We start from the raw sequence: 13,125 nt of genomic DNA, 5'->3' as shown, positions 1-13,125 counted from the left end.
TAGGGAAGGTCTGGAAAGTTCCGGGCCTTCGTGATTTCTTACGAAGCCGCTGTAGGAGCCCATGCTTGCATGGCGAACCGTGCGAAGCACGGATCGTCCGCAGGACGATCAAAGCTAGAAGCTAGAAGAGGCGGGTTCCGAAAAGCGGCATCGCTCCCGGAACCCGCGCTGCTGCCTTTATAGAGGCAGAGAGATCCCTTCCGCTGCCAGAAACTCTGTCAGCAGAATCAATGGCAGGCCCACCAGGGTGTTGGGGTCCCGGCCTTCCATGGCCTTGAACAGGACAATACCGAGCCCTTCAGATTTGAAGCTGCCGGCACAGTTGAGCGGCTGTTCCGCATCCACATAGCGTTCTATCTGCGCTGGACGCAGAGTGCGGAATTGCACATGGAAGGGGTCGCAGGCTACCTGGGTGCGTCCAGTGGCCGTATTGAGCAGGCACAGGCCGGTGAGGAAAGTCACCCGCTGGCCGCTGGCGGCGCTCAGCTGTTCGATGGCCTTTTCCCGGTTGCCGGGTTTACCCAGTACCCGGTCGCCGATCACGGCCACCTGGTCAGAGCCGATGATCAGGGTGTCCGGGTGTGACCCGGCCAGAGCGCCGGCTTTTTCCCTGGCCAGACGCATTACCAGGGCCACCGGGGATTCGTCCGCCAGGGGGGATTCATCGATATCCGGACTCTGATGGATAAAATCCAGCCCCAGCTTGTCCAACAACTGGCGACGGAAGGGCGAGGACGAGGCAAGTAACAGGGCAGGGGTGTCAGTCATGATTATCTCCGCTTCTGGCGCGGCAGAGTGTAGTGATTTTCCCTTGATGGAAGAAGGGTTGAGGGCAGATAAAGCCGTCAAAATGAGCGGGTTCGGCCTGATTTATGCACTCAGCCCGGTAATCTTTTTCCCGGATACGAAAAACTCTTTTGCTGTCAGCGATTTAGCTGGCCACATTAACTTTGACAGGCGGGCCTTGCGGCCCTAGAATTGCGCGCTTATGTTTTCAGGGCAACTGCCACAGTTCCTCGATCCCCGCAAATATGCGGATCAGGGTCGCGTCGTTGAGGGCCGGCTTACCGTTAGTGACCTGCCACGCCTGCAGGATTACCGCGAAAGTCTGGACCAGCCAGTAGTAATTTCGCTGGCGTTCGGTCGTGATGAAGAGGGGCATCGGCGTATCGAGGGCGAGGTCAGCACGCAATTGGTGCTGCCGTGTCAGCGCTGCCTGGAGCCAGTAGTTTGTGATGTGCACGCGACCATTGATGTGGCGCTGGTACGGAACGAGGATCAGGCGAAAGCCTTGCCGCAGCGACTGGATCCCTGGCTAGTGGGTGATGACCCCATGGTACTCACCGACCTGCTTGAAGAAGAGCTGTTGCTGGCCATGCCGTTGGTGGCACTGCATGACTCTTGCCCGACAGTTTTACCGCATGAAAGCGGTAAACCTGAGAAACAGGAAAACGCGGATAACCCTTTTGCCGTTCTGGCCAAATTAAAAGGTCAAGGCAAGTAAATTCAGGCTGAATAAACGCCCGAGGAGTTCGAAATGGCTGTTCAGAAGAACCGTAAAACCCGTTCCAAGCGCGGCATGCGCCGTTCTCACGACGCGCTGACTTCTGCCGCGCTGACCGAAGATACCAACACCGGTGAAGTTCACCGTCGTCACCACATTTCCCCTGATGGCATGTACCGTGGCCGCCAGGTGATTCGTCAGGTCGAGACCGACGACGAATAAGTGACGCGGGAGCCTCGGGCTCCCGTTTTGCTGTGTGCCTGTATAGGCACCCTGAAAATCCTCCTCCGGGAGGATTTTTTGTAAGTGGATGATAGCCACCATGTTTCCATGGGCGGAAATTTGTCAGAATAGCCGCCGCTGAATTGATAACAAGGAAACAGCCCATGTCGGTTGTGACGTTGGCGGTGGATGCCATGGGGGGAGATCACGGTCTTGCCGTGACAGTGCCCGCTGTGGCAACAATGCTTTCCCGCCAGGAACACCTGCACATTATTCTCGTCGGCCAGCCTGAACCGCTGGCGGACGCCATCACCAAGGCTGGCCTCGATGGCCATGCCCGCATCACGGTCCAGCCCGCCAGCGAACTGGTGGCCATGGATGACTCGGTGGCCGTGGCCCTGCGCCAGAAGAAAGATTCCTCCATGCGGGTGGCCATCAATATGGTCAAGGAAGGGCGCGCCCAGGCAGCGGTCAGTGCCGGTAATACCGGTGCCCTGATGGCGGTGAGCCGCTTCGTGCTCAAGACCCTGCCCGGGGTGGATCGTCCTGCCATCTGTACCGCCATTCCCACCGTGTCCGGCCACTGCCATATGCTGGACCTGGGCGCCAATGTGGATTCCGAACCCGAACACCTGTTGCAGTTTGCCCTGATGGGGCAGGCGCTGGTCAATGCGGTGGATGGCGTGCGCCACCCCCGGGTGGCCCTGCTCAACATCGGTGAGGAAGACATCAAGGGCAATGAGCAGATCAAGGAGGCCGCCGGCCTGCTGCGTGATGCCCCGAACATTAACTACGCCGGCTTTATCGAGGGTGACGGTATCTTTGCCGGTGAAGCGGATGTGGTGGTCTGCGATGGTTTCGTGGGCAATGTGTCCCTGAAGACCATGGAGGGCGTGGCCAAGATGCTCAAGAACATGATCCGTGAAGAGGCAGAGCGTTCCTGGCTGCGGAAACTGTCCGCCTTGCTGGCCCTGCCGGTGTTTCGTGGTCTGAAGTCGCGCATGGATCCGGACCGATACAACGGTGCCAGCCTGGTTGGCCTGCGCGGTGTGGTGGTGAAAAGCCATGGTGGCACCACGGTGGAAGGCTTCGCCAGTGCCCTGGAAGTGGCCGAACTGGAAGCCCGCCGCAATGTGCCGGCACTGATCCGCGATGCCCTGGCACCAGTGGTCAACAGCGCGGACGCCTGAAACAGTACATTAATACTTTGTTGCAGGGTGAGCCGGACAGCCAATGGCAAAGTCGGCATACTGCGACCTGCACTTTAAGGGGATAGTGAATGTCCAAAACTGCTTTTATTTTTCCCGGTCAGGGTTCCCAGAGCCTTGGCATGCTTGCTGACTTTGCCGACCGCCCGGCGGTAAAGCAGACCTTTCAGGAAGCCTCCGGCGCCCTCGGCCTGGATATCTGGGCTCTCTGTCAGGATGGTCCCCAGGAAGCCCTGAACCAGACCGAAAACACCCAGCCCCTGTTGTTGGCGGCAGGTGTTGCTCTGTGGCGGCTGTGGGAGCAGAGCGGCGGTCCGCGCCCCAATTTGCTGGCTGGCCACAGCCTGGGCGAGTACACCGCGCTGACCTGTGCCGGTGTGGTCACCCTGGGCGATGCGGTGCGCCTGGTGCGTACCCGTGGACAGCTGATGCAGCAAGCCGTAGCCGCCGGTGAAGGCAAGATGGCCGCCGTGCTGGGTCTGGATGATGATCAGGTCCGCGCGGCCTGTGAGCAGGCCGCCGAAGGCGATGTGGTCGAAGCGGTGAACTTCAATGCCCCGGGGCAGGTAGTGATCGCCGGTTCCGCCGCCGCGGTGGAGCGTGCCATTGCCGCCTGTAAAGACGCCGGCGCCAAACGGGCCATGCCCTTGCCGGTTAGCGTACCTTCCCACTGTGCGCTGATGAAGCCGGCAGCGGATCAACTGGCAGAGACCCTTAACGCCACCAGCTTCCATGCTGCGGAAATGCCGGTCATCAATAATGTGGATGTGGCTATGGAAACCGCGCCGGAGCAGATCCGCGAGGCGCTCATTCGCCAGCTCTATTCGCCGGTGCGCTGGGTGGAAACCATTCAGGCCCTGAAAGAGCAGGGTGTCAGCCACGTCTATGAATGCGGCCCGGGCAAGGTGCTCAGTGGTCTGATCAAACGGATTGACCGGGACATTGCTGCCCGGCCGCTGGAAAACGGAGAGGCCTTCGAGGCTGCTCTGAAAGGGGAATAAGGATGTCAGAAAAGAAAATCGCACTGGTTACCGGTGCCAGTCGCGGCATTGGCCGTGCCATTGCCGAGCAGCTGGTGGCAGAGGGTTTTTTCGTCGTTGGCACTGCCACCTCGGATAACGGGGCTACCGCCATCGGTGATGCGCTGGGCGCCAATGGTGCCGGCAAGGTGCTGAACGTGACTGACAAGGAATCCGTGGCCAGCACGGTAAAGAGCATCAATGACGAGTTCGGCGCACCGCTGGTGCTGGTGAATAACGCAGGGATTACCCGCGATAACATCATGCTGCGGATGAAAGATGACGAGTGGGAAGATGTCATCAACACCAATCTGAATTCCCTCTATCGGGTCAGCAAGGCCTGCCTGAAAGGCATGACCAAGGCTCGCTGGGGGCGCATTATCAATATCAGTTCCGTAGTCGGTACCATGGGTAACGCGGGCCAGGCGAACTATGCCGCTGCCAAGGGCGGGGTAGAAGGTTTCACCCGTGCATTGGCGCGGGAGCTCGGCTCACGTAACATCACAGTGAATTCCGTGGCGCCGGGCTTTATCCAGACGGACATGACGGAGGCTCTGCCGGAAGCGCAGAAAGAGGCGCTTCTGGCGGGTATTCCGCTGGGTCGTTTGGGTCAGCCCGGGGAAATTGCCAGTGCAGTTGGCTGGCTTGCCAGCGATGGTGGCGGCTACGTCACCGGGACCACTTTACATGTCAATGGCGGCATGTTTACCGGTTAGCTCAAAAAACGGGCACCGGAGGGTTTCTGAAAAAGCGGTCTAATACGCTGTTTTTACAGAAGAAAATATTTGGAAAAACTTCAGGTAACGGCACTGGCTCAGTTGGGTTGCAAGCGCAAACAGCGTTCACCTAGAATAGCCGCTGACAGGTGCTAGCACACCATTAATCAGGAGAGTTATAGGATCATGAGCAGCATCGAAGATCGCGTAAACAAAATCATCGTTGAACAACTGGGTGTTAAGCCGGAAGACGTAAAACCAGAAGCGTCCTTCGTTGAAGATCTGGGTGCCGACTCCCTGGACACCGTTGAGCTGGTGATGGCCCTCGAAGAAGAATTCGAAACTGAAATTCCGGACGAAGAAGCGGAGAAAATCAACACCGTTCAGTCCGCTGTGGATTACATCAAAGCCCACAGCTGATTTCAGTTGTTGAAGCAGTATCAGGAAAGCCGCAAGGTTCAATGAACTTGCGGCTTTTTTGTTGCCGTTGAAGTCACTTCGGGTTTGTCACCATGAGCTGGCAACGTGAAGGCTGTTCTTCCGGCTATTTCATGGCTGAATGTTGATTTTTGCTTACACAACGGCGACGAGCATCGGGATTCTTTATAGTAATCTTGTCGCTTAGTGCTTAGTGCCCCAACAATAAAGGATGGGAGGTATTCGGGTGACGTCACGTCGAGTAGTGATTACAGGTCTGGGAATGTTGACCCCGCTGGGTGCGGATGTGGCTTCCACCTGGGAAGGTATCAAAGCGGGTAAGAGCGGCATCCGAAATATCGATCATTTCGATACGGAATCCTTCGCCACGCGTTTTGCCGGCCTGGTGCCGGAATTCGATATAGCCGATTACCTGTCCCCGAAAGATGCCCGCAAGATGGATGTCTTCATTCAGTACGGTCTGGTGGCCGCGATTCAGGCCATCCGCGATGCCGGTCTGGATATGGACAAGGAAGATGCAGACCGTGTCGGCGCCGCGTTCGGCTCGGGAATCGGCGGCCTGACCAATATTGAAGACAACCACCGTAAGATGCTGGATTCCGGCCCGCGCAAGCTGTCCCCGTTCTTCGTGCCTGGCACTATCATCAACATGATCGCCGGTAATCTGGCCATCATGTATGGCATGAAGGGGCCCAACTTTGCCATCACCACAGCCTGTACCACCGGTACCCATAACATCGGTTTTGCCGCCCAGCAGATCATGCTGGGTCAGGCGGATGTGATGGTAGCGGGTGGCTCCGAGAAAGGCTCCACACCGCTGGGAATGGGCGGTTTTGCCGCCGCACGAGCGCTGTCCACCCGCAATGATGACCCTCAGGGCGCCAGCCGCCCCTGGGACAAGGGCCGTGATGGCTTTGTGCTGGCCGATGGTGCCGGTGCGGTGGTGCTGGAAGACTACGAACACGCCAAGGCCCGTGGTGCTACCATCTACGCCGAGCTGGCAGGTTTCGGCATGAGTGATGATGCCTATCACATCACCGCGCCGGCAGAAGGGGGTGTGGGCGCCATGAAAGCCATGGAAAATGCGCTGCGCAATGCGGGAGTCGCCGCGCAGGAAGTGGATTACATCAACGCCCACGGCACTTCCACACAGATGGGCGACCTGGCGGAAATTGCTGCCATCAAGTCCCTGTTTGGCGAGCATGCCGAGAAACTGGCGGTGAGCTCCACCAAATCCATGATCGGTCACCTGCTGGGAGCGGCCGGGGCGGTAGAGGCGATCTTCTCTATCCTGGCCATTCGTGACTCCATTGCGCCACCTACCATCAACCTGGATGAACCCGACGAGGGCTGTGATCTGAATCTGGTGGCGAATACGGCCCAGCAGCGCAATATCGACTATGCGCTGTCCAACTCCTTCGGTTTCGGCGGTACCAACGGTACCCTGCTGTTCAAGAAGGTGTGATGGTCGATCCTCGTGATCGCGGGCTGGCCTATGGCGATGGGCTGTTTGAAACCCTGAGGGTGACGGCGGATGGCTCCGTGCCACTCTGGCCCTGGCATCTCCGGCGTTTGCTGCGCGGTGCACGGGTGCTGGGGCTGCCATTCTTGCCGGAAACGCGTTATCTGTCGGCGCTTGAAGAAGGGGTGGCTGCTCTGGGCGGAAAGCCTGGTGTGGTCAAGCTGATCTTGACCCGGGGGCCGGGGGGACGCGGTTATCTGCCTCCCTCGAACCCAAAGCCAACGGTGTTATGGCAGGCCGGTCCGCTGCCCGCCTGGTCCCATCAGCTGCGTGAGCAGGGCATTGTGCTGGGGCTGTGTGGTGAGCCACTGCACCCGGAGTCCCTGGCCGGGCTCAAGCACCTCAACCGTCTTCCCCAGGTACAGGCCCGCCGCGAAGTGGCTCGCCATGGCTGGCACGAAGGGCTGTTGCTCAGCCCCCGTCGCCAACCGCTGGAAGCCACCTCGATGAATCTGTTCGCCCGGTTGGATGGCCATTGGTGGACGCCGGACCTGCAGGCGGCCCGGGCTGGTGTGGCGGGGGTGATGCGTGAGTGGCTTGATGAGCATTTGACGGAGCAGGGGGAAAAGGTGGTCTGCGATCTGCGGCCGCTGTCACAGCTTGCCGACGCTCAGGGGCTGTTTTTGTGTAACAGTGTTGTCGGCGTGCTCCCGGTGCGTAAACTGGCGCAATGGCAGTGGCCGGTACTGGATTCAGTGCTGCAATTGCAGCACTCTGTGGATGCGCTTTTTCTGCCACGGTAACATCGTTGCCAACCTGCCTGAGACACCAGGATTCATGAGCTACCCGGTGATGAGTGCCTTGAGAGGTCGAGTTTTGCCCCGCTGACTCACCCCTCCCTCAGGGCGATCGTTCCGCTCTGGCAAAGAATTTATTTCATTCCGCAACACAGGCCCTACAATTTCTCTCATGCGTAAAAAAATTCGAATTTTCGGACTGCTGGTGGTGTTGCTGGTGGTCGCCGTTCCTTTGGTGACGGCCTGGGTCAGCAGCTACTTGCACCAGCCCTTGCCGCTGACTGAGGCCAGTGTGGTTGAGGTTCCCCGTGGTGCAGGGTTGAGTCAGGTGCTGCATGAGCTGAAAAAACGCGGCTTGCTGGGCGAAGGCTATCAGGCGGATTTTCGCCGTGTAGGGGCGCGGATCTATAGCAGCCTGACGGATATGGACGGGCGCATGCATGTTGGCGAGTACCGCTTGCGGCCCGGTGACTCCCTGCTCAGCCTGCTGGAAAAAATGGATCGCGGGGAAGTGATTCAGCGCAGCCTGACGCTGGTAGAGGGCTGGAACTTCCGTGAGCTGCGCCTGCGGCTGGCGGCTCAGGAAAGCCTGAGTCATACCCTGGACAGCCTCACCGATGACCAGATCATGGAAAAGCTGGGCCGACCGGACCTGCATCCGGAAGGCTGGTTTGCGCCGGAAACCTATTTCTATACCCGTGGCACCTCGGACCTGACCATCCTGCGCCGGGCGCTGGAGCGGCAGGAAGCCTTGCTGGAAGAGGCTTGGTCGCAGAAAGCGGATGACCTGCCCATCGACAGCCCCTATGAAGCGCTGATCCTGGCTTCCATCATCGAAAAGGAAACCGGGGTACCGGACGAGCGCCCGGAAATTGCCGGCGTCTTTACCAACCGGTTGCGCAAAGGGATGCGCCTGCAGACGGACCCCACAGTGATTTACGGAATGGGTGAGGCCTATGATGGCAATATTCGCCGTTCCGATCTGCGCCGACCTACACCCTACAACACCTATACCATTTCCGGGTTGCCTCCCACCCCCATCGCTATGCCCGGTCGTGAAGCGATCCAGGCGGCGGTCAATCCGGCGGAAACCGAGTCCCTGTTTTTTGTTGCCCGCGGCGATGGCAGCCATTACTTCTCCAAAACCCTGGCACAACACCGCAAGGCCGTCCGTGACTATCAGCTACGCCGTCGCGAAGGTTATCGCTCCTCGCCGGGGGGCTCACAGTGAGGGGCCGTTTTATCACCCTTGAAGGTGGCGAAGGCGCCGGCAAGAGCAGCAACCTGGACTGGCTTGCCACCCGCTTGCGCGAGGCAGGCAAGACCGTGCTGGTGACCCGGGAACCGGGCGGCACCCCGTTGGCGGAATCCATCCGCAACGTACTGCTGGCGCCCAGCGATGAAAAAATGGCGGATGATACCGAGCTGCTGCTGGTGTTTGCCGCCCGGGCCCAGCACCTGGCAGAAAAGATTCGTCCGGCTCTGGAGCGGGGCGACTGGGTGCTGAGCGACCGTTTTGTGGATGCCACCTGGGCCTATCAGGGAGCAGGGCGAGGTCTTGACCAGGATGCCATTAGCCGCCTGGAGGCGCTGGTGGTGCGTGATACGCAGCCCGACATGACGCTGCTGTTTGATGTGCCGGTGGATGTGGGCATGGCCCGTGCCGGCAAACGGGCGGCTCTGGATCGCATCGAGCAGGAAGACCGGGCGTTCTTCGAGCGGATTCGCCAGTGCTATCAGGAACGGGCCGGCAATGAACCGGACCGCTTTCGGGTGCTGGATGCCTCATGCGATCTGGATCAGGTCCGTGCCCAGCTACAGCCACTGCTGGAGGAAATGCTCACATGGTCGTAGAACGCGCCCGTATCCAGGTGCCGTGCCCCTGGCATCAGGACACCATGGCCCAGCTGTTGGATCAGCATCAGCAGGGAAGGCTTCCCCATGCGTTGCTGATCAGCGGTGCAAAAGGGATCGGCAAGCTGCGGCTGGCGGAGTCCCTGGCGCAGACATTGCTCTGTGACAACCCGGCCGGGGGACTGCCCTGTGGCCAGTGTCAGGGGTGTCAGTTGAGTGCTGCCGGCACCCACCCGGATCTCCACCGTCTCAGCCCGGAAGACAAGAGCCGGGCGATCAAGATTGATCAGGTGCGCAAGCTGGTGGGCTTTGCCACCCGTACCGCCCAGTACAGCGGCTACCGTGTGGCCATTGTCGCGCCAGCGGAAGCGCTCAACCGCAACGCCCAGAATGCTCTGCTCAAGACCCTGGAAGAACCTGGTGGGCAGACGTTGCTGTTGCTGGTCTGCGATCAGCCGACCCTGTTGCTGCCGACGATTCGCAGCCGCTGTCAGCAGCGAATTCTGCCTCTGCCGCCCCAGGAGCAGGCTCTGGAGTGGTTACAGGGCCAGGTAGGGGAGAGTGCCCGCTCGTTGCTGGATGCGGCTCAGGGGGCGCCTCTGCGAGCCCTGGACCTGGAGCAGGCGGAGTGGTTTGCCGATCGAGCCCGTTTGCTGGAGGTGCTGGTGTCGGTGGCGGAAGGGCGTCAATCGGTTGCTCAGGCGTCCCCCATGCTGTCAAAGCATGATCCCACGGAAATGGCCGGGGTGATCTATGGCTGGTTGTCCCGCTGCCTCAATCAGGCCTATTCAGGACAGCAAAGCGCCGATGCATCACTGGCGCCCTTGCTGACCCGACTGTCCCGTGCCGTGCCGCCGGCGCGCCTGCTGCGCGCTGCCCAGCGGGTACTGGAAGGGCGACGGGCATTGATGTCCGGTGCCAACCCCAACAAGGATCTGCTCTACGAACAGTGGCTGCTGGTGCTGGTGGGCGTTGACGCTGCGGCGGCAGCCCACTAATCTTTACGCTATTAATAATAAAGTCTTACTGGCTGTGCCATGCGCTGACGGGCATGGGGACAGCCGGTATGTCACACGAGGCTCTCCCCTATGAAAATGCCCGGCGGCCGCAGCGGCATCCTGTCGCTTTCCATCAAGGACAAGGCGGTACTCTATTCCGCTTACATGCCCTTCATCACCAATGGCGGCCTGTTCATTCCCACCGACAAGCAATACAAGCTGGGCGAGGAAATCTTCCTGTTGCTCAACATCATGGATGAATCCGACAAGATCCCGGTGGCCGGCAAGGTGGTCTGGATCACCCCGAAAGGGGCCCAGGGCAATCGCAGTGCCGGAATCGGCGTGCAGTTCTCCGACCAGGACGACACTGCCCGGGTCACCATCGAAAACCATCTGGCCGGTTCCCTGGAATCCGATCGTCCGACGCATACGATGTAGGACGCCGCACGCATCACGCAACAACGCGATAAGCGCTTTTCCACATTGAAACCCTTGAGGCCGCGCCCTAAACCTGAGCGCGGCCTCATGCGTTTAGTGACACAAAAACCCTGCCCGTGTTGTTGCGTGCTGCGTGTCGCATGTTGCCTATCTACGCTACAATTCCCGCGTTTGTCATGCCGGAGCACTGAATGTCTGACGTCGCTTTTGTGGATTCCCACTGCCACCTGGATCGCCTCAATCTGGACGCCCATAACGGGGACTTTGATGCCATGATGGCCGCCACTGCCGAGGCAGGGGTCAGCCACATGTTGTGCATTGGCGTAGACCTGGAAACCTTTCCTGATGTGCAGGCGCTGGCCGAGCAACATGATCATGTGTATGCCAGTGTTGGCGTGCACCCGCTCTACAAGGAGTCCCGCGAGCCCCAGGTCAGTGAGCTGATAGAAAGGGCATCGCACCCGAAAGTGGTCGCCATTGGCGAGACCGGGCTGGACTACTTTTATGCCAAAGAGCAGCGGGAGTGGCAGCAGCGGTATTTTATTGCCCATATCCAGGCAGCTCGGGAGACCGGACTGCCGCTGGTTATCCATACCCGTGGCGCCAAGGACGATACCCTGGCGCTGCTGAGAGAATACGGCCAGGGGCAGGTTCATGGTGTGCTGCATTGCTTTACCGAAGACCTGGATATGGCGCAGCAGGCCATCGATATGGGGTTCTATATTTCCATCTCCGGCATTATCACGTTCCGCAATGCAGAAAGCCTGCGCGACACCGTCAAGGCACTGCCGCTGGAGCGCCTGTTGATCGAAACCGACTCTCCCTGGCTGGCGCCGGTACCGTTCCGGGGCAAGCCCAATGAGCCCCGCTATGTGGCCCAGGTGGCCGAATGTGTGGCGGAGCTAAAGGGGGTCGACGTGGCTGAACTGGCGCGCATTACCCGTGACAATTTCTTTACCCTCTTCAACAAGGCGCAACCATGAATCCGAATTTGATGCTGGGGCTGGCCGCCCTTGGTGGCGCAGTCTTTGCGGCGCTGCTGGTGCTGCTGATGGAGCGTCGTCGTAGCGCTGGCCGGGAAGCGGAGCTGGTGGCCGAGAAGCAGGCCCTGTCGGAACCGCTGGCCCAGGTGCCGCTGTTGCGCGAGCAGCTGGACACCAGCCAGCGCCGTTTGCAGGACAGTGAGTCCCGTCTGCAGCAGCTGGCCTCCGACAAGGCGCGGCTGGAAGAGCGGTTGGCCGGCCAGGAAGAAAAACTGACCTTTGCGGAGAAGAGCCGCGAACAGCTCAAGCAGGAATTCGAAAACCTGTCCGCACGGATTTTCGAGCAACGGGGCAAGCAGCTGCAGGAACAGCAACAGCAAGGGCTGGACGGCATGCTCAAACCGTTCCGTGAGCAACTGGCTGACTTCCGCCGCCGCGTCGACCAGATCCACAGTGACGAAACCCGGGCCCAGGCTTCCCTGATCGAGCAATTGGGTCAGCTGCGCAGTCTCAACCAGCAGATGCACGAGGACGCCCGCAATCTCACCGATGCCCTGAAAGGGCAGGTGAAGACCCAGGGCAACTGGGGGGAAATGATTCTTGAGCGGGTGCTGGAATCGTCCGGGCTGACCCGTGGGCGCGAGTATGAAACCCAGGTCACCCTGAAAGATGAGAGCGGTCAGCGACGCCTGCCTGATGCCATCGTCCACCTGCCCGAGAACAAGGACGTGGTGATCGATGCCAAGGTCTCCCTGGTAGCCTATGAGCGCCTGTCATCGGCCTCCACCAGTGAAGAGCGGGAGCAGGCCCTGCGTGATCATCTGATGTCTCTGCGCAGTCATATCAAAGGCCTGGATATCAAGGATTACAGCGGACTGGAAGGAATTCGCAGTCTGGACTTCGTGCTGCTGTTCATTCCCATCGAGGGCGCCTTCATGGTGGCCATGGAGCAGGACTCCAGCCTCTACACCGATGCCTTTGCCCGCAACATCGTGCTGGTCAGCCCAACCACCTTGCTGGTGACGTTGCGTACCATCCAGAACATCTGGCGCTATGAGTACCAGAACCGCAATGCCCTGGATATCGCCGCCCGTGCCGGCAAAATCTGTGATCAGGTGTCTTTGGTCACGGAATCCCTGGAAGACGTGGGTGACAAGCTTGCCAAGGCAACATCGTCTTGGGAGCAGACCCAAAAACGTCTTACCAGTGGTAACGGCAACCTGTTGCGCCAGGCGCACCAGTTGAAAGATCTGGGTGCTAAGGCTCGTCGCAGTCTGCCGGCACCGGCTGATGACGACGACTCTGAAGACCTGCAGGACGACAGTGCCGACTGATAAGTCAGTCGGACAATGTGGTGTGAATGTTGTAAAAGGTTGCTTTTATATAAAGCGTTTTGCATGATAAAAAATATGCAGTAAAACTTCGCGCAATATGACGCTATATGTCGTAAAAAACGACAAAAATAGCGACAAAATGACCGGACTCG

Annotated in this window: 16 protein-coding genes; 15 read left to right on the top strand and 1 reads right to left on the bottom strand. The window is 59.3% G+C overall.

The window, feature by feature from the left end; translation table 11 throughout:
- Window positions 1-177 precede the first annotated feature (177 nt).
- Complete coding sequence (locus B3Q33_RS14400) at window positions 178-768, bottom strand: Maf family protein (protein WP_272963458.1); 591 nt, start codon at window positions 766-768, stop codon at window positions 178-180.
- On the opposite strand from B3Q33_RS14400, the gene B3Q33_RS14395 reads away from it, so the two are divergent.
- The 15 genes from B3Q33_RS14395 to rmuC all read left to right on the top strand — a co-directional run bounded on the left by B3Q33_RS14395 (window position 767) and on the right by rmuC (window position 12,973).
- Window positions 767-976: a hypothetical protein gene (locus tag B3Q33_RS14395; RefSeq protein ID WP_272963459.1), complete on the top strand. Its 210-nt coding sequence runs from the start codon at window positions 767-769 to the stop codon at window positions 974-976. The genes B3Q33_RS14400 and B3Q33_RS14395 overlap by 2 nt on opposite strands.
- A gap of 12 nt (window positions 977-988) precedes the next feature.
- On the top strand, window positions 989-1,504 hold the full coding sequence (locus B3Q33_RS14390; protein WP_035247324.1) for a YceD family protein: 516 nt from the start codon (window positions 989-991) through the stop codon (window positions 1,502-1,504).
- Between the two features lie 33 nt (window positions 1,505-1,537).
- Entirely contained in the window at window positions 1,538-1,726 is a 189-nt protein-coding gene (gene rpmF, locus B3Q33_RS14385; RefSeq protein ID WP_035247326.1) for a 50S ribosomal protein L32, read from the top strand.
- Between the two features lie 164 nt (window positions 1,727-1,890).
- A complete protein-coding gene (gene plsX, locus B3Q33_RS14380; RefSeq protein ID WP_035247329.1) occupies window positions 1,891-2,916 on the top strand; it encodes a phosphate acyltransferase PlsX in 1,026 nt (341 codons plus the stop codon).
- A gap of 89 nt (window positions 2,917-3,005) precedes the next feature.
- Window positions 3,006-3,935 (top strand): ACP S-malonyltransferase, encoded by a 930-nt coding sequence (fabD, locus tag B3Q33_RS14375; protein ID WP_272975362.1) that lies wholly within the window; start codon window positions 3,006-3,008, stop codon window positions 3,933-3,935.
- Window positions 3,936-3,937: 2 nt separating this feature from the next.
- Entirely contained in the window at window positions 3,938-4,669 is a 732-nt protein-coding gene (fabG, locus tag B3Q33_RS14370) for a 3-oxoacyl-ACP reductase FabG (RefSeq protein WP_272975363.1), read from the top strand.
- 186 nt (window positions 4,670-4,855) lie between these two features.
- Window positions 4,856-5,089, top strand: coding sequence for an acyl carrier protein (acpP, locus tag B3Q33_RS14365; protein WP_035247337.1), 234 nt, complete (start codon window positions 4,856-4,858; stop codon window positions 5,087-5,089).
- A gap of 244 nt (window positions 5,090-5,333) precedes the next feature.
- Entirely contained in the window at window positions 5,334-6,572 is a 1,239-nt protein-coding gene (gene fabF / locus B3Q33_RS14360; protein WP_198030650.1) for a beta-ketoacyl-ACP synthase II, read from the top strand.
- Window positions 6,572-7,372, top strand: a complete 801-nt coding sequence (gene pabC, locus B3Q33_RS14355; RefSeq protein WP_272963463.1) for an aminodeoxychorismate lyase — start codon at window positions 6,572-6,574, stop codon at window positions 7,370-7,372. The genes fabF and pabC overlap by 1 nt, the downstream gene beginning before the upstream one ends.
- 166 nt (window positions 7,373-7,538) lie before the next feature.
- Window positions 7,539-8,597, top strand: a complete 1,059-nt coding sequence (mltG, locus tag B3Q33_RS14350; protein WP_035247346.1) for an endolytic transglycosylase MltG — start codon at window positions 7,539-7,541, stop codon at window positions 8,595-8,597.
- On the top strand, window positions 8,594-9,220 hold the full coding sequence (tmk, locus tag B3Q33_RS14345; protein WP_272963464.1) for a dTMP kinase: 627 nt from the start codon (window positions 8,594-8,596) through the stop codon (window positions 9,218-9,220). The genes mltG and tmk overlap by 4 nt, the downstream gene beginning before the upstream one ends.
- The gene (locus B3Q33_RS14340) at window positions 9,211-10,218 is read left to right on the top strand and encodes a DNA polymerase III subunit delta' (RefSeq protein ID WP_272963465.1); all 1,008 of its coding nucleotides are present in this window, start codon (window positions 9,211-9,213) and stop codon (window positions 10,216-10,218) included. The genes tmk and B3Q33_RS14340 overlap by 10 nt, the downstream gene beginning before the upstream one ends.
- 90 nt (window positions 10,219-10,308) lie before the next feature.
- Window positions 10,309-10,656: a PilZ domain-containing protein gene (locus B3Q33_RS14335; protein WP_035247354.1), complete on the top strand. Its 348-nt coding sequence runs from the start codon at window positions 10,309-10,311 to the stop codon at window positions 10,654-10,656.
- Window positions 10,657-10,847: 191 nt separating this feature from the next.
- A complete protein-coding gene (locus B3Q33_RS14330; RefSeq protein WP_272963466.1) occupies window positions 10,848-11,639 on the top strand; it encodes a TatD family hydrolase in 792 nt (263 codons plus the stop codon).
- Entirely contained in the window at window positions 11,636-12,973 is a 1,338-nt protein-coding gene (gene rmuC, locus B3Q33_RS14325) for a DNA recombination protein RmuC (RefSeq protein WP_272963467.1), read from the top strand. Before B3Q33_RS14330 ends, rmuC begins: the two co-directional genes overlap by 4 nt.
- The last annotated feature ends 152 nt before the right edge of the window (window positions 12,974-13,125 follow it).

Origin of the sequence: Alcanivorax sp. UBA3183 (assembly GCF_002364155.1) — a bacterium.
Classification (GTDB): Bacteria; Pseudomonadota; Gammaproteobacteria; order Pseudomonadales; family Alcanivoracaceae; genus Alcanivorax; species Alcanivorax jadensis.
The sequence above is the reverse complement of the archived record's forward strand: the minus strand, read 5'-3'. Positions and strand labels throughout refer to the sequence as shown.